The sequence below is a fragment of the Bacillus sp. LR--39 genome, from assembly GCF_053613335.1.
In genome coordinates, this window is the sequence record NZ_JBSIOT010000001.1 from 810,848 (window position 1) to 826,954 (window position 16,107).

The window sequence follows — 16,107 nt, forward strand, 5'->3', positions numbered from 1 at the left end:
AAGGACTCTGTAAATGAAACCGTTGCTTAAAGAAGACTCTCTCATCCAGGTAAAAGACATTTTAAAAGCGCACCAAAATGTAAAGGACGTTGTGATACATACGCCTTTGCAGAGGAATGACAGACTTTCTGAGAGGTATGGCTGCAATATCTATTTGAAAAGGGAAGACCTGCAGGTGGTCAGATCATTTAAGCTCAGAGGGGCTTATAATAAAATGAGGCAGCTCTCAAAAGAGCAGACTGAAAACGGAATTGTATGCGCAAGTGCGGGAAACCATGCGCAGGGGGTTGCGTTTTCATGCAAACACCTCGGCATTCACGGCAAGATTTTTATGCCGTCAACCACACCGAGACAGAAAGTATCCCAAGTGGAACTGTTCGGAAAAGAATTTGTTGAAATCATATTGACGGGTGACACTTTCGATGATGCGTATAAGAGTTCTGCGGAATGCTGTGAAAAAGAAAACCGCACGTTTATTCATCCGTTTGACGATCCCGATGTCATGGCCGGACAGGGAACGGCTGCCATCGAAATTTTAAATGACATTGACGTTGAACCGCATTTTCTTTTTGCAAGCGTAGGGGGAGGAGGACTCCTGTCCGGGCTCGGCACGTACATGAAAAACATCTCGCCGGATACAAAAATCATAGCGGTAGAGCCGAAGGGCGCAGCCTCCTATTTTGAATCGAAAAAAGCCGGACAAGTGGTTGAACTTGAGAAAATCGATAAATTTGTCGATGGGGCGGCCGTAAAAAAAATCGGCGTGGAAACCTTTCAAACGCTCGAAACCGTCGTCGATGACGTTGTGCTTGTCCCGGAAGGAAAAGTGTGCAGCACGATTCTCGAATTATATAATCAATGCGCCATCGTAGCGGAGCCGGCGGGTGCATTGTCCGTGTCAGCACTTGATCTGTACAAGGAAGAGATTAAAGGGAAAAACGTCATCTGCGTGGTCAGCGGAGGGAATAACGACATCGGCAGAATGCAGGAGATGAAGGAACGCTCCATGATTTACGAGGGGCTGCAGCATTATTTTATCGTTAATTTCCCGCAAAGGGCGGGAGCGCTTCGCGAATACCTTGATGAAGTGCTCGGGCCTGATGATGACATCACCCGGTTTGAATACACGAAAAAAAATAACAAAAGCAGCGGCCCCGCATTGGTCGGCATTGAGCTCAAGCATCGGGAAGATTACGGCGCGCTCATTGCCCGGATGAATCAAAAAGGATTTCATTACGTAGAGGTGAATAAAGATCAGGATCTGTTTCACCTGTTAATTTGACTTTTTTTAGAACGGCCGCGCAAAATGACAGACACGCTTTCTCAGATTGTATATAATAAAAAGAAAACAATCGAAAAAGAAGGATTGATATCTTGTTACTCAAAAGCCTAGAGTTCAAACGACAGGACGGGATTCAGGTAAAAGTGACAGAAATACCGGTTGTCACGGAAGGTGAACATTATTTTTTTCAAATTCATCAGCACCTTGAGCTTTATTTGAGAGAGGTTTTTGCTTCACAAAGTGTGAGAACAGTGTATTCATTCCGACAATATGTCAAGCGCCGTATGAAGTGGAAAGATTACGAGGCCGTTTTCAACCAAGAGATTTTAAAACATAACGCATAACGGTGCATATTCCTTAGCGCCTTCCTTTTGATAGGGGAGGGTGCGGGAATTTTTTTATGATGAATGCTGTAAGCGTTTTATCCATGGGGGGGAATGGAAATGAAAAAAATGAAAATCTTCGCTGCCGTCTTTTGTTTGCTGCTCTTGTGCGCCTGCGGGGGGAAAACGATAAAAGACCCGCTGAACTATCAGATTGAACCGTTTTCATATCAGAACCAAGACGGAAAAACAGTGTCACTGAAAAGCCTGAAGGGGCATGTCTGGATTGCCGACTTTATGTTTACAAATTGTAATACAGTCTGCCCGCCGATGACAGCCCATATGACCGAACTGCAAAAAAAACTGAAGGCTGAGAACCTGGACGTGCGGATTGTGTCGTTCAGTGTAGATCCTGAAAATGATAAGCCGAAACAGCTGAAAGCATTTGCTTCCAAATATCCGCTTTCGCTTCGCAACTGGGATTTTCTGACCGGTTACAGCCAAAAGGACATTGAAGATTTTGCGCTGAACAGCTTTAAAGCAATCGTCAAAAAGCCGGAGGGAGAGGACCAGGTGATACATAAAACTTCTTTTTATTTAGTCGGACCTGACGGCAAGGTGCTTAAAGATTATGACGGTGTGCAGAAGGTTCCGTATGATGATATCCTCTCAGATGTCAAAGCGGCTGAGGAGCTCAAGTAAACTGGCAGATTAGACATTTTCAAAACTGAAAAAACATGTTACACTTTCCACTAGTAGACGGGGAAGGAGCAACCAGATTGAAGCTGCGAATGTTTTCATTGATCGCCGGACTGGCTTTGCTTTTATCAGCATGTTCTGTCCAGCGCACCGGTTCTGACGCTGCAGAACCGAAAACGAAAGATCATATTGTCATAGCTGCGGTCGGTGATTCATTGACTGAAGGAGTAGGAGATCCTGACGGTTCAGGATACGTCGGCAGGGCAGCGGAATCTCTTAAGAAAAAGGGACATGTGAAAACGGTAGATATTAAAAATTATGCGGTGCAGGGCGACAAAACGTCGGACCTGCTGGAAAAGCTTGATAATAAAAAAGTTCAGAAATCATTAAAGAGCGCCGACTATATCTTTTTTACCATCGGCGGCAATGACTTAATGAAGGTGCTCCGCCAGAATATGATGCAGCTGACGGTTCAGCCGTTCCAAAAGGAAGAGAAACCTTTTGAAAAACGGTTCAAAGCGATCGTTTCAAAAATCCGCAAATATAATGAAAACGCAGAGCTGGTGTATGTCAGCATGTATAATCCATTCACGTTTACGCTGCCTGAATTAAAAGAAATTAATGGGGTTGTAACGGATTGGAACAAGATCGCCGCAAAAGAGCTGGAAAAAGATCCTCACGCCGCCGCGGTGAATGTTGAAGACTTGTTCAGTCAAAAAAGCGGCAGCAGACGGATTTCAAAGGATGATGATTTTCATCCGAACGCAAAAGGATATGCACTCATCGCCGATCGATTATACGGCATCATTGAAAAACAAGGGTTACCAGCAGAATAGGGTGAAATGATGAAAAAGTGGAAATCGCTGTTTTTTGTTCTTCTCGCACTCAATGTGATTGCCGCCGCGGTAATTGTGACATTATTGGTTATGCCGGGAGAGCAGGCGAAAATACAAGATCAGACAAAAAGTGAGTACGGCTTTCATATCACAAGCTCCAAAGAATCTCTTGCCAGGTTTGTGAATGCGTACTTAAAAGAGAAGGCATCGAATCAGCTTGACTACAAAGTGGACATCAATAACGATGTGCACGTGGCAGGTAAAATCAAAGCATTCTCAACCTCCATTAATGCGGTCGTCACATTTGAACCGTCCGTACAGGAGAACGGAGATGTGGTTTTGAAAGTGACGAAGTTTTCATTAGGCGAATTAAGCCTGCCGATCAGCTTTGTGCTGAATTATATGGACAGCTTTTATGAACTCCCGTCATTTGTGCACGTTCATTCCGGGGATAAAAGCATCGAGATCCGTCTGTCAGAAATGCCTTTAGACAACGGCATGTATGTAAAAGCGGATAAAATCAATCTCGACACGGATGAAATTGAATTTTCCTATTATCATCCGAAACAATAAGTCTTCATAAAAAAACACAGATCCTTTCAGGGATTTGTGTTTTTTCGCGTCAGCGTTTTTTGTCTAGCTTGCTGAACAGTTTGATTAACGTTGCAAGCTCTTCATCAGAGTAGCAGTCAAACCGTTTAAAAAAGTATTCTGTTTTTTTCTGGTTGAAATGATCGACAATTTTCTCCCCGGCTTCCGTAATATGGATTCTGATAATTCGCCTGTCCTCTTTAGAACGGATGCGGGTGATCCATTCCTTTTCTACTAAAGCGTCGGTCACTGCGGTAATGTGGCTTGCGGAGACCTCAAGAATAGGGGCGAATTCCGTTACTTTTTTAGGCCCTTGTTCACTGAGAATCCGCAAAATGGTGAATTCGTTCCTGGACAGCTCTTTATCTAGAATTTCATTAACTTCATTTCTGATTTGTTTAAACACTTTTCGAAGCAAAGCTTCCATATCATACATCATTTGTGTCCTTACTTTCAAATCATGAACCTCCAATATGTAGTCAGCGTGGCATTCGTTTAGCTTCCCCTGAAAGCAGAATTATTTTTATTCTGTTTATACATGCTATAATATAATAATACCACGTATGAACAAAGGAGGGCACCCGTATGTCAGAAAAAAAAGAAATCGCCACATTTGCAGGCGGCTGTTTTTGGTGCATGGTGAAGCCGTTTGACGAACAGGCCGGAATTGAAAAGGTGGTGTCCGGCTATACAGGAGGTCATACTGAGAATCCGACTTACGAAGAAGTGTGCAGTGAAACGACCGGACACAGAGAAGCCGTTCAAATCACATTTCAACCTGACATTTATCCGTATGAAAAGCTTGTCGAGCTGTTTTGGCAGCAGATCGACCCGACTGATGCAGGCGGCCAGTTTGCAGACCGCGGAAGTTCATATCGGGCGGCGATATATTACCATAATGATGAACAAAAACAAATCGCTGAAGCCTCAAAAAAACAGCTTGAAGAAAGCGGCATATTTAAAAAGCCGATCGTGACAGACATTTTAAAGGCTGAGCCTTTTTATGAAGCGGAAGGCTATCATCAGCACTTTTATAAGAAAAATCCTGATCACTACGGGCGCTACCGTGTAGGTTCCGGACGTCAAGGCTTTCTGGATGAGCATTGGAGGGACAGATAAGATGGCTTTTAATAAAGAAGAAAAAATCAAATCATTAAACCGTATGCAATATGAAGTCACACAAAATAACGGAACGGAGCCGCCGTTTCAAAATGAATTCTGGGATCACAAAGAAGAGGGGCTGTATGTTGATATCGTATCGGGAAAGCCCTTGTTTACTTCTCTGGATAAATTCGATTCTCATTGCGGCTGGCCCAGTTTTACAAAACCGATTGAGGAAGAAGAGGTTGACGAAAAACTGGACACAAGCCACGGGATGATCCGGACGGAAGTGAGAAGCAAAACAGCGGATTCCCACTTAGGCCACGTATTTAATGACGGCCCGGGGCCAAGCGGTCTCCGTTATTGCATTAACTCTGCGGCACTCCGGTTTATTCCGAAAGACAAGCTGAAGGAAGAGGGCTATGAAGCCTGCCTGCATTTATTTGAAAAATAGAGCTCAGCAATGAGGCCTGCCTATCAGACAGGCCTTTTTTCTATGTTTTTTTTTCTTCATGTAATCGTTCAATAATCTTTACGATTGTGTCTTTTGTGATGAGCGGCGCTTGATCGGATTGATATCTGGGGAGATTGACCTTCCGAAATTCCGGATGTTTGGCGGGGTCGGGCAATATCGCGTAAAGATTGCCCCATTCATATAAAGATTCCGTCTCATGAGGAGAGGTCAGTTCTTCATGAAGCTTCTCACCGGGACGTTTTCCCACTTCAACAGCGGCGGGGCGCGGCAGCCCGTGCCGGGACGCATATTCCTCAAACCCGTGAAGCAGTTCTTCGAGCCTCAGGGACTCCATTTTAAAAATAAACGTTTCTCCGCCCTTTGTAATCGCCGCAGATTGCAGGGTGAGCGTTGCGGCATCATCAATCGACATAAAAAACCTCGTCATGTTTTTATCTGTAATGGTGAGCGGACCGCCTGCCATCAACTGCTCAAATAAAATAGGAATAACGGAACCGCGTGAACCTAGCACATTGCCGAAGCGGACCGAACAAAATACCGTACCGCGGTTTTGAACATGATGATTCGCCTGATGAAACAGCTTCTCGGACAACAGCTTCGTAGCTCCCATTGTGTTTACCGGGGAAACGGCTTTATCGGTTTTTTAAGATATTTACTGCATTTTGAGGGACTATCAGTGACGGTGAGGTCGAAAACGAAAAATTAAACCTCAGGATAGGGGTGATTTCAAACTGAGCCGGAATTGGCCCTTTTCTTTTTTGTGTCATAGTAACGATAACTTCTTTGAAGACCATTCTTAGTAGCGAGTTCTTTTTTTCTGTGCTTGATTCAATGTGATATTGATCAATTATCTTATTTATGTTGTTTCTGACTGTATTACTGTCTATTTCTGATTGCGCTTCTTGGGTTCCATTGAGCTCATGCTTGGCAATCTGGAGTTCTTTAAATTCTTCATCTAAAACAGCTTTTCTCTTCAAAAAAAGTTCATCAGTGTAAATGCCGCTCTCATATTTCTCGAAGATAAAATTCTCTTTGTTTTTTAACTCTTGTTCTTTTTGTGAGAGATGTTCAGACATTTGCTTTTTTGTTTTCACATTACTATTTACGTCTTCGTATTTAGAAATCATTGAAATGATATGTTTTGTTAAAATCTTATTATCTAAGTTGCTTAAAGAAGAGAGGTAATCCAGAATGGCATTTTCAACATCGTTATATCTCACATAAGTGCATTTATTCTTTTTGCAAGTGAGTGATTTAACGTGATATACACTTTCCGTGCCGTTTTTGTTTTCTCGCGTTCGCCTAGTTTCGTATTTAGATAATGGTTCACCGCACTTAGAACAAGTGCATACGCCTGCCAATTCACTTAATTCCAATGCGTTTTTATTAGGCAGCAGGGGGACTTTGTTTGCAATTTTCTCTTGTGATTGTTGAAATTGTTCTTGATCTATTATAGGGGCATGTGCATCCGATACTACAATTTGTTCCTTTTCAGGTCTAATTATTCGTTTACCGTCTTTTGTTTTTTCTCTAACCTTATATTTAACAGTTCCGATATACGCTTCGTTTTGCAGAATTGCTTTAATTGTGTATTGATTCCAGCGCTTTTTTCCTGATGGAGTCGGTATTTGTAATTTTGTTAAGTGAGAAGCAATCGCTGTATAACTATAATCTTTTCCATTCAACCCATTTAAAAAGAGGTTAAAGATGAATTGAACGACTTTTGCTTTTTCTTCGACTGGGACTAGTTTGGATGTTTTTTTGTTTAACCGGTATCCATAAGGCGCTAGTCCGGAAATCCATTTCCCTTGTGCCGCATATGTGTATTTAGCGCCTGTCATACGCTCTCTGGTCATTTCAAATTCTTCTCTGGCCATAAACAATTCAAAACGAATCTGACGCATGTCTGCAGGATTTCGAGGGTCATAAACTTTATATGGTGTAATGATAATCAATCGCTTGCTTTGAAGAAGGTTAACAATTTGTCCCGCATCACTGTAGCTCCCGCGGCTGAGTCTTGTTATTTCTTTAACAGCAATTGCCTGGTACTTGCCTTCCTCGAGGTCTTTAAGACATTCTTTAAAAACAGGGCGGCCCTCAATGCTTTCTCCTGACCCGATTTCCATTTTTAATTCATAGGCGATTTCAATCGACTTCAGTATTTTATTCATGAGTTCATTTTGTTCTGTTAGCGTATCTTCGCCTGTTCTTTTTTCTCGCTCCATATCCTGACGAGAGCGTCTGAGATAACCTAAAATATTTGTAATGTTGTAAGAATGAACGATGTTTTTTAACTCCAAAAAATCAGCACCTCCTCTTTATTGTATTTACTGTAAAAACAGAAGTATTCGTACAATATTCTGTCTGACATTGAATACGAAAACAACCTAATATATTGTAAGGATTGTATTGTTTGAATATTGATCTATTCTAATCGGATTCATTTTTTAATTAAACGCCGACTGTAATTAACAGGGTTTTTATTTTGTTCATTTCTTGAAATGTCAACGCAATTCATTAGTGGCAGATAAGAATGTGCGACAATTCTTCAAATCAGTTTCATCTGAATGTCCTGATATTAAATAGTGAAACGGGGGCCGCAGAGCTCGCTCATACGCTTTATGTTTTTTTGTTTAGCCTAAGAAAATATACAAATAAAAAAAGAAGCCCCAGAGGACTTCAAAATAATTAATTCTTCTCACATGCAAAGTTGTCATTATCCCGATCCATTTTAGATGTATAAGCAGGGTGAGTGCTTGGTACACCATGCGGATATTTCTTTCTCAGCTCTGTGCAGTTTGCAAAGTGTTCTGTTCCTCCAGCAGAAGGGGAGGCTTGTGCAGAGTTAGAAGAGCTGCTTGATGCTGAACTGCTTGAGTTCGATTTATGTGTCTCGGATTGGCGTGTTGTAACTGACTTTTGAGCCGGCTTAGATACACTTACTGATTTCTTCGGTTTCGTTTCGCAGCCATTAAATCCTTTATCAGTCGCATATCCATTCTTACTCCAAATCTTCAAGTCTTTATCTTTCGCAGCTTGCTCATCTTTCTTATACGTGTCTAAATACTTCGTGTTTGGCTCATATACATAAGCTACTCGTGCTAATCCTTCTTTAAGCAGTGTTTCTTGTACTGATTTGCCATCTGCATAAACGTAAGCCAGCATTCTCCCATACTTGTCTGTACGATCTCCTTTATCAAACTCCAGTTGAAGTTTTCCCTTGTTAACCAGCTGTTTGTTTCTTGCTGAAGCATCCTCACCATATGGTTGTACGCAAGAGTTTGGGCTCTTAGTTTTAGGCGTGTCAACAAGTAAATAACGAACAGTTTTGACGCCGCCTTTATAGTTAACTTTAATCGTATTCCCATCAACTGTTCTGTTAAGTGTTACATCGACCAGCTTTTTCTTTTTGTCAGACGCCTTTTTATCCGACGAATCCTTCTTTGAAGCATTTTCGGCTTTTTCATTGTTGTCATTTGATTGGGTGTCTGCCTTTGTCTCTTTTGCATCCTTTTCTTCTTGCTGCGTTGTTTTAGCTTTATCTGAATCTGTTTTATCTGTAGAAGCAGAATCAGATCCACACGCAGCCAAAGAAAAGCTTAGAGATAGTGCGCCAATACCTAACAGCCATTTCTTCAATGTAATTCCCCCAATTTGTTTGTTCTGTCTCTATATCGGACAAACCTTCCTTATTATAAATATAAAACCAAAGATTGTAAATTCTGTTTTGGCATTTTAGGACACTAAAATACAGTTGTGTGGTAAAATTTAGTGGCCTAAACACCTTAGAGGAGGGAAATTTAAATGGAAGAAGGAAAGTTAATTCGCATGACTCTTGATGGGATAAAGGAAGCTGTTTCTAAATACGGAACTTTTCCTATGCTCCAACATGGAGGGCATGTCATGGAAGATGCTGCTTTTCAATTCAGAGACCCAGCCAGTCCTCAAGAAATTAGTAGTTTAGAAAAGATGTTAGGGGTAACTTTGCCCAATGATTATAAAGAGTTCCTTTTTAATCACAATGGAATGGAAATGTTTAATGGTATTGAGCTTCTTAGTACAGAAGGGATAATTGAATTTAATGAAGTTCAAGACTTCCCTAAGGGATATGTCCTAATTGGGTACCATTATGATGGCAGGTATGTTATTGATGTAAATAAATCAAATAAAGGGTTGGGGTATATGTTGCATTTGGATTCAATTGATAATATTGAAGATGCGGTATATTTAGACTCTAACTTTGAGATATGGTTTGACATGTTGGTGTCATCAAACGGAACTAAATACTGGGAAGTGAAGCCGGAAATTCAAGAGTATTATAAATATGTTTCAGAATAAAAAGTTTAGATAAGATCAAGTGGAAAGGAGACGTAAATGAAAGTATTTGAAGCAGCCTCGTTTATTTCAGCCGCGGAAAAGCGGGTAAAACAATACGATCAAATTAGAGAACAATTTATCAATCTCAGAAAAGCGTTTCAGGGAATGGCTGACTTAGACGACAGTGAGTTTTCAGGCAAAGGCGCAGACAACATTAAAGCATTCTTCCAAGATCACGCTGGTGTTACAGACAGCTGGCTTAATCTGATCGATATGAAGATTGCGTTTCTTAACAGTATTTCAGGAAAAGTAGCTGATGCCAGATTGGCCGATTCGTTTGTGGAAGAGTCCTTTTTAGAACACGAGCTGATCCATGCGAAGAATAAATCACAAGCTATCATGCAGGAGCAGCGCAATGAAATGAAAGGTATCCTTGATGAAATCAGCGATATTATTCATCTTGATGTTTTCTCTACAGAAGATGTCGATCAAAAGCTTGAGTCAGCAGATAAAAAAAGGAACGATACCATACATAAACTCGGAAAGCTTGATCACGATCTAACGAAAGAATACGCAGAAACCGAGGCAAATGAACATTTCATTCAGGCAGATTTTCAGCAGCTTCAAAATGCCACGGGTAAGGGGGAAAACGCCACTCCGCTTCACTATAATGCCGAGGCGTACAGAGAAAGTGACATCCATAAGAAAAAAGGCGAGATTACAAGACACTCAGACGCCTATTTGACGATTAAGAAGGAAGAAGCGAAAGAGCGGGAAATTAAGGATCTGAAGAAAAAGCTCGCTGATGGAGTAACTGATCCTGATGAATACTTGGAGATTGCGAAGAAGATCGGTTACGAGAACCTTGAACCTTCCCAGCAGCAATATGTGATTAAGCTTGAACAAGCAAAACAGATGGAAGAAGCCGGAGAAGTGACTTGGGATATTTTAAAAGGAGCCGGCGTTGGCCTTTATGATGTCGGGAAAGACACGGTAACCGGTTTATGGGACTTCATAACCGATCCGGGGGAAACGCTGTCAGCACTGGGGAATGCAGTACTTCATCCTGTTAAAACATATGATGCTGTTTCAGCAGCAATCAAGGAATCGTATCAAAAAGATATGGTAAATGGAGATGCGTATTCCCGATCAAGATGGGTGACATATGCAATTGGTTCAGCAGCTGTGGCTGTCGTCGGAACGAAAGGTGCAGGAGCCGTTAACAAAGCTGATGCGGCGGGGAAGGTCATAAACAAGGCAGGGCAGGCAGGGAAGAAAATTAAAGACGTTAAACTTCCAGAACTACTTCCTTATAACTCTAAATATGATCTTGCTCTGGCGGGTGACGTACCATACAATGTGGTTGACAGCCAAAACCTTAAAAATGAACTTTTGACCAATGCAAAGAAAATCCCGGATGGAACGAGAAAGCCATTTACTGGTCAGAAAGTAAATGTCCCTTGGTTAAATAAAGAGAAGTATGAGGCCTATGAAATAGATGGCAAAGTAAAAACAAAAGGGAAAATTAGAGATGTAAGCCGTAGGGTATATACAATGAAAGATATTGATCTTAATCAAAAAAATCGTAAAGGCCTTACGAATCTTCAACTGATGAAAAATGGTAACGCTCCGTTTGCAAAAGATGGGACCCAAATTAATTTGCATCACTTGATTCAAGAAGAACCTGGAAATATGCTCGAGATACCTGAAAGCTGGCATAATAAGTACAGTGATGTTTTACATGGTTTGAAAGGGAATGGACAGAGTTTTAGAAATGACCCAGTACTTGATAAACAATATAAAAGTTTCAGAAGAAGGTATTGGAGATGGAGAGCTCAGCAATTTGAGAACCAAGAATAATGAGGTGAAGGTTTAATGGATTATTCAAAAGTAAAAACTTTCTTTGATGAAAATAAAGAAAATTCAATTCTCACAGGAGGTGTTACTGAAGATCAGATTAAAGAAATAGAAGAGGATCTCAATGTAACCCTTCCAGGCAGCTATAAATGGTTTTTGACTGAGTATGGTTCAGGGGGAGCATACGGGACTATGATACTCGGTTATGACTCTCACGGTGCTGAAGTTGTCGAACAGACCAATGAATATAAAAAGTATTATAACCTTTCTGATGGTCTCGTAGTTATCGAATATGTAGATGAATTTTCTTATTGTCTTGATACTAACAAGATGAAAAATGGTGAATGCCCCGTCATTCTTTGGGATAACCAAGAGGGATATGGTAAACAAGTTAGTAGCACATTCCTAGAGTTTTTAATAGAGGAACTAGAAGAAGCGAAAGACGACTGGATTGAGGATGAAGACTGGGACGCTTAAGCAAAAGTATTACACTTGTGTGATCTATAAAAAATGGTTTTATCCAATAAATAATTTTTTTGTAAATAACTCCAATGGTTTCGTTTAATCTGTTATAATCAAACTGTAAAATATAAACTGGTTATAGTGTATTTCTTTAATAAGAAATGCATAAAATAAAAAGAGTATGGTGTTGATCACACCCCGTCAAAAGGCTTACTCGATGCGGTTTCTTAGTAGACCTATCCCTTCAGGTTTTGAGGCTTAAGGGAGGTCTATTTTTTATTTATATATGTCAACAGGGCGGTTATAAACGACCCGAATGCAAGCATTAACATTAATGCCTGAAATGGTGACATAAGCATCACCCCCCTTTCTATAGGGAGTGAGCAAGACTCCCTTAAGTGAGCATACTTAATGTACAGGAATCATTTATATGTGGTTAAAAACCCATTCAGTTACTAAAATGAAAAGAACCATGTTAGAATCAGGTTCTTTTTTTGTATTTAAGTTAAATACCTCGCTGGAATTACCAATAAATAACATGTGAAATAATACTAAACGGAAGAAATTTGTTATACAAAGGTGAAGCAAACATATACAAATTATGATGCTATACTTGGGCAAAACAGGATAGTGATAGGATGGGACAAATATATTGAAATTCCAATGAACGAACTTCCTTCAAATGAGATTCAAGTTGAAGGACTTGGGAAAAACATGAAAATCATTTACAGCAACGTTGTAAAATTTGAGAGAGGGTGAATGTTATGGAAGGCCTTAATAACTCTTACAACATTACGAAAGACCCTAAGTTTTTAGCATTTTGCAGTTTAGCGACAGAAGGCGCAGGAAGTAATTCGAATCACCAATGTTCAATTAATTTTGATGAATTTAAAGATGCGCTCGAGAACGGAAAAGTGGTTGATAATCAAAACCTTAAAAGCACTTCAGAATTAAATCACCAGTTCGATTACTGGAAATCTAGAATAACGGGTGGACGAGCTGTAACTGAAACAGATAATCAAGTGCTGGATATCATCAAACAAGCATACAATCTTGGAATGGTGACGAAAGATAATATGCTTTTGAGAAATCAAGCCATTAACGCGTATAAAACATCTATTTAATTTAAAATTAAAGCCCCTTCCTGAAAAAGGGGCTTTTGCTTTGCAACTTATTCTTTATGTTTAATCTAAAACCATAAAGTCCTGCACTTTTGTTTCTTCTTCAGGCAAATCAAATTCATTAAGTTTCTTTTTAGTACGAATATCAAAAATCCCCATATAGCCACCAATGCCTTTTTTATTTTCCTCTTGTGAAATCACATAAAGTTTTTGATTTTTAAACTTTGCATTCATATACGGAAATTTTAAATCGAATTTTTCAAAAGAAAAATCTTTATCGTACTCAAGTAAGCAGGCGTATCCGGATTTATTAATATATGTAACGTAAAATTTACCGCTTTTTTTGTCGTAATACACAGCGTCCGCTTGTTCGAGATCATCAGGATATTTTATGAATTTTGATTTCCATGATCCTTTTTCGATTACAGTTAGTTCATGTTCTGAGCTAGCCACAACATATTTTTCAGAGTGATCAAATACATCTCCATAGGAAGCTAATCCAATCGTTTTAATAATCTCTTCTGTTTTTCTATCAATGACGTACAAAGACATTTCTTGAATGACGTAAATATACTTATCATCGCTTTCTCCCATGGTTACTAGGGAGGGCAAAGTCAGGCTATATTTTTTATTGAACTTTTTATCATTTACTTTCAGTTCATTTCCATTTGTGTCGACATTATAGGCTTTTACGGAAATATCCTCTCCTTGATACCAAAAAGCAAATGGATTGGACAATTGATGTTCCTTAATGGTGTTGTTTTTTAATGTGTAATAATATGGTTCATGTTCAGCTAACAAGACGATATCGTCTGAAGAGGGGGTTTTTTTCTGGATATATGGTATATCCGGTACCTTAAAGTATCGTTTATTGAATTTTTCTCCTTGGGATGTGGATATGAGTACGCTTTTCTTGATGAGTGGATTTGAATAGATAAAAAAGATTTTATCCTCGGTTGGATTAATTTTAGAAGTACTTACAGAGTGTTCACCTTTATTTATAAAGAATGCATTGATCAACAATATAACTATTGCACCAATTAGAACTCCTGAAATCCCATATAAAACATAAGACTTTTTCATATAACGCTCCTTATCTTTTATATAAAATAAAAAGACACTTGCAGAATAAATCTGCAAGTAAATTAAATGATTAGGAGCAGACAGTTTTTGATGAGCGGTCAATATCCAGATGTGACAAGTGCTTCTCCATTACTTGTTTAGGTCTGTTCCTTTTGTATTTTTGTATGATTGCCACACAAGTTTAGAGCAATACTATTTATTTGTGCTTTTTTGGTTGCAGCTTTACTACCAAGGACAGCATTTCATAAAGTTTTACAGGTGAACACAGATCATAAAAAAACACCCCCTATGCGGGAGTGCCAAAACATTTATGCGGTTTGCCCTCGGCGTTCCGCTGAGAAGTCATTATGGTGATCAAGCGCGATGTGGATACTGGCTGTATGGCCTCTTCGGGCTTCTTTAAAAACTTTGTGGCCGTCAAGAAGATAATGTCCAACAAGCCCAAGTAAGATAACTAAAAAGATAAAAGCCGATGCAAATTTAAATTTCATAAAGACAATCCCCTCTCTGAATTTGTTTTCGGGCATAAAGCACTTTCTCATAAAAGGCTGTAGCTACTTTATGGTCTTCATTTACATTATAATACATTGCTGCATCAGTCGCTAGGTCTTCCACATCTGAAAGCATAGCTTTTGATTCTAAGTAATCTAAGATTTTAAAAAGTCGTTCTTTGTCATTCTCAACGAATAAACCCATAAGAAAATCAAACATTTTCTCTAATACGTCATCGTTCAAATCCTTTGACAGCATAAGACCTTGTTCACAAACTTGTTTTCCATCAACTGTGTTGGACAACTTAAAGTGCGTTTTTGCCAGCATTAAAAGTATGTCAAGCAGTCGGCTAGAATTGTGAAGAGAATTAGTTTGATAAATTGAGACGCCTTCTTTAAAATACTCCAATGCCTTCTCCATATGTCCTGTTGTAAATGAGCATAAACCGAGATTGTACAAAGAAGAACCTATTAACCGTGGCATATCAATTTCTTGTGCTTGTTTTAATGCATTCATGAAATGCGGTATTGCTTTTTCTGGATACTCCATGTCTAAATAATTCAGACCGATGACGAATGAACATTGGATTACTCTTATTGAGTACGTTTCGTGTGCTTTGTAGGTTTCTATTGCTTGAACGATATGATGCATAGACATGTGGGTTTGCTTCATGTGATAGTACACTTCAGCAACTTTATAGTGAAATTCAGCTCGCTCTATTTCATCGGGGACAATAGATATCTTCTTTTCAGCTCGGTTGTAAAAACTTATTGCTTTAAGATATTCGTACTGTTCAAATTCATACATCCCATGAAAAAAGTTAAAATAATATTCAAGAATTCCTTTTAGATCGCTTTGTTTACTTTCGATCTCTTCTGATAAGTCTGAAATTTCAGGTCGTTCTTCATTCATGGTTTTTGGTTCAAGATAATCAAGCATTAATTGATGTCGAAAACACATGAGCGAATAGTACAACAATAAATCTTGATCTTCTTCCATAAGCTCTATTTCTTGCTTCACTTCTTCCTTCAAGATTTCTGCATCTGCAACACTGAATAACCTTATGTATTTGTACCATTCATTGATTTTTAAGCCAACTTTTGAAGAAGAGATCAATTGCTCCAAAAAAATCACCCTCCTAGTATTTCGTCTGATTATGTAATATTTTATCATAATGTAATATGCTGGGAAGGGTGTTTTTTCTTAATTTCTCAATTCGGTGTGACATGCGATAGAACCCCTCCTCGTTAGAGAAGGATACGTGTTCAGTTTGCTGTTGCTTTTAGTAAGGCAAGCCATTCATCTAATGTTCCTGAGAAACCTTGTTGAACGGCTAATTCATATGCTGATTTTCCATCTTTACCGGCAGCACCAGTAGCTCCTTTAGCTCCAGTACTGCCTTTTTCACCTTTTAATGAAGCTAACCATTCAAAAGTGATGAATATTCAAGGCGGAAGTAAGGGAAATT

At 39.4% G+C, this 16,107-nt stretch carries 17 protein-coding genes and 2 pseudogenes; 11 read left to right on the forward strand and 8 right to left on the reverse strand.

Features of this window, described 5'->3' with window-relative positions; translation table 11 throughout:
• The first annotated feature begins 13 nt into the window (after positions 1-13).
• The 5 genes from ilvA to ACWHAR_RS04285 all read left to right on the forward strand — a co-directional run bounded on the left by ilvA (position 14) and on the right by ACWHAR_RS04285 (position 3,713).
• Positions 14-1,282 carry a threonine ammonia-lyase IlvA gene (ilvA, locus tag ACWHAR_RS04265; protein ID WP_032873327.1) on the forward strand — a complete coding sequence of 423 codons (1,269 nt, stop codon included), beginning with the start codon at positions 14-16 and terminating at the stop codon, positions 1,280-1,282.
• Positions 1,283-1,374: 92 nt separating this feature from the next.
• The gene (locus tag ACWHAR_RS04270) at positions 1,375-1,626 is read left to right on the forward strand and encodes a DUF2535 family protein (protein WP_007409532.1); all 252 of its coding nucleotides are present in this window, start codon (positions 1,375-1,377) and stop codon (positions 1,624-1,626) included.
• Positions 1,627-1,725: 99 nt separating this feature from the next.
• Positions 1,726-2,307 (forward strand): SCO family protein, encoded by a 582-nt coding sequence (locus tag ACWHAR_RS04275; RefSeq protein WP_032873330.1) that lies wholly within the window; start codon positions 1,726-1,728, stop codon positions 2,305-2,307.
• Between the two features lie 77 nt (positions 2,308-2,384).
• The gene (locus ACWHAR_RS04280; RefSeq protein WP_032873332.1) at positions 2,385-3,140 is read left to right on the forward strand and encodes an SGNH/GDSL hydrolase family protein; all 756 of its coding nucleotides are present in this window, start codon (positions 2,385-2,387) and stop codon (positions 3,138-3,140) included.
• 9 nt (positions 3,141-3,149) lie between these two features.
• Positions 3,150-3,713 (forward strand): YpmS family protein, encoded by a 564-nt coding sequence (locus ACWHAR_RS04285; RefSeq protein WP_029326139.1) that lies wholly within the window; start codon positions 3,150-3,152, stop codon positions 3,711-3,713.
• Positions 3,714-3,762: 49 nt separating this feature from the next.
• Here the strand turns inward: ACWHAR_RS04285 and ACWHAR_RS04290 are convergent, their stop codons facing one another.
• Positions 3,763-4,188: a MarR family transcriptional regulator gene (locus tag ACWHAR_RS04290; protein ID WP_003153639.1), complete on the reverse strand. Its 426-nt coding sequence runs from the start codon at positions 4,186-4,188 to the stop codon at positions 3,763-3,765.
• 128 nt (positions 4,189-4,316) lie between these two features.
• Between ACWHAR_RS04290 and msrA the strand changes: the two genes are divergently transcribed.
• Together msrA and msrB are read left to right on the forward strand one after the other, a co-directional pair.
• Entirely contained in the window at positions 4,317-4,850 is a 534-nt protein-coding gene (gene msrA, locus ACWHAR_RS04295) for a peptide-methionine (S)-S-oxide reductase MsrA (protein ID WP_032873334.1), read from the forward strand.
• Position 4,851: 1 nt separating this feature from the next.
• Positions 4,852-5,286: a peptide-methionine (R)-S-oxide reductase MsrB gene (gene msrB, locus ACWHAR_RS04300; RefSeq protein WP_007409536.1), complete on the forward strand. Its 435-nt coding sequence runs from the start codon at positions 4,852-4,854 to the stop codon at positions 5,284-5,286.
• Positions 5,287-5,326: 40 nt separating this feature from the next.
• Here the strand turns inward: msrB and ACWHAR_RS04305 are convergent.
• The 3 genes and pseudogenes from ACWHAR_RS04305 to ACWHAR_RS04315 form a co-directional block, all read right to left on the reverse strand.
• Positions 5,327-5,947: pseudogene (locus tag ACWHAR_RS04305) on the reverse strand (polysaccharide biosynthesis protein); the annotation flags it as partial.
• Positions 5,923-7,607, reverse strand: a pseudogene (locus ACWHAR_RS04310) (recombinase family protein). The pseudogenes ACWHAR_RS04305 and ACWHAR_RS04310, both read right to left, overlap by 25 nt.
• Positions 7,608-7,995: 388 nt before the next feature.
• Positions 7,996-8,946 (reverse strand): thermonuclease family protein, encoded by a 951-nt coding sequence (locus ACWHAR_RS04315; protein ID WP_032873340.1) that lies wholly within the window; start codon positions 8,944-8,946, stop codon positions 7,996-7,998.
• A 264-nt stretch (positions 8,947-9,210) separates the two neighbouring features.
• Between ACWHAR_RS04315 and ACWHAR_RS04320 the strand changes: the two genes are divergently transcribed.
• The 3 genes from ACWHAR_RS04320 to ACWHAR_RS04330 are packed head-to-tail and all read left to right on the forward strand — an operon-like array spanning position 9,211 to position 11,958.
• Positions 9,211-9,645, forward strand: coding sequence for an SMI1/KNR4 family protein (locus tag ACWHAR_RS04320; protein WP_087920799.1), 435 nt, complete (start codon positions 9,211-9,213; stop codon positions 9,643-9,645).
• A 36-nt stretch (positions 9,646-9,681) separates the two neighbouring features.
• Complete coding sequence (locus ACWHAR_RS04325; RefSeq protein WP_032873344.1) at positions 9,682-11,484, forward strand: T7SS effector LXG polymorphic toxin; 1,803 nt, start codon at positions 9,682-9,684, stop codon at positions 11,482-11,484.
• A gap of 15 nt (positions 11,485-11,499) precedes the next feature.
• Positions 11,500-11,958 carry an SMI1/KNR4 family protein gene (locus tag ACWHAR_RS04330; RefSeq protein ID WP_032873346.1) on the forward strand — a complete coding sequence of 153 codons (459 nt, stop codon included), beginning with the start codon at positions 11,500-11,502 and terminating at the stop codon, positions 11,956-11,958.
• A gap of 254 nt (positions 11,959-12,212) precedes the next feature.
• Here the strand turns inward: ACWHAR_RS04330 and ACWHAR_RS04335 are convergent, their stop codons facing one another.
• Complete coding sequence (locus tag ACWHAR_RS04335) at positions 12,213-12,302, reverse strand: putative holin-like toxin (RefSeq protein ID WP_108017291.1); 90 nt, start codon at positions 12,300-12,302, stop codon at positions 12,213-12,215.
• 405 nt (positions 12,303-12,707) lie between these two features.
• On the opposite strand from ACWHAR_RS04335, the gene ACWHAR_RS04340 reads away from it, so the two are divergent.
• Complete coding sequence (locus tag ACWHAR_RS04340) at positions 12,708-13,067, forward strand: hypothetical protein (protein WP_032873347.1); 360 nt, start codon at positions 12,708-12,710, stop codon at positions 13,065-13,067.
• 60 nt (positions 13,068-13,127) lie between these two features.
• On the opposite strand, the gene ACWHAR_RS04345 is transcribed toward ACWHAR_RS04340, so the two are convergent.
• From ACWHAR_RS04345 to ACWHAR_RS04355, 3 genes are all read right to left on the reverse strand, one after another.
• The gene (locus ACWHAR_RS04345; protein ID WP_032873350.1) at positions 13,128-14,147 is read right to left on the reverse strand and encodes a YncE family protein; all 1,020 of its coding nucleotides are present in this window, start codon (positions 14,145-14,147) and stop codon (positions 13,128-13,130) included.
• Between the two features lie 308 nt (positions 14,148-14,455).
• On the reverse strand, positions 14,456-14,638 hold the full coding sequence (locus ACWHAR_RS04350; protein WP_003153655.1) for a hypothetical protein: 183 nt from the start codon (positions 14,636-14,638) through the stop codon (positions 14,456-14,458).
• Positions 14,628-15,764 carry a Rap family tetratricopeptide repeat protein gene (locus ACWHAR_RS04355; protein WP_032873352.1) on the reverse strand — a complete coding sequence of 379 codons (1,137 nt, stop codon included), beginning with the start codon at positions 15,762-15,764 and terminating at the stop codon, positions 14,628-14,630. Before ACWHAR_RS04355 ends, ACWHAR_RS04350 begins: the two co-directional genes overlap by 11 nt.
• Positions 15,765-16,107: the final 343 nt, after the last annotated feature.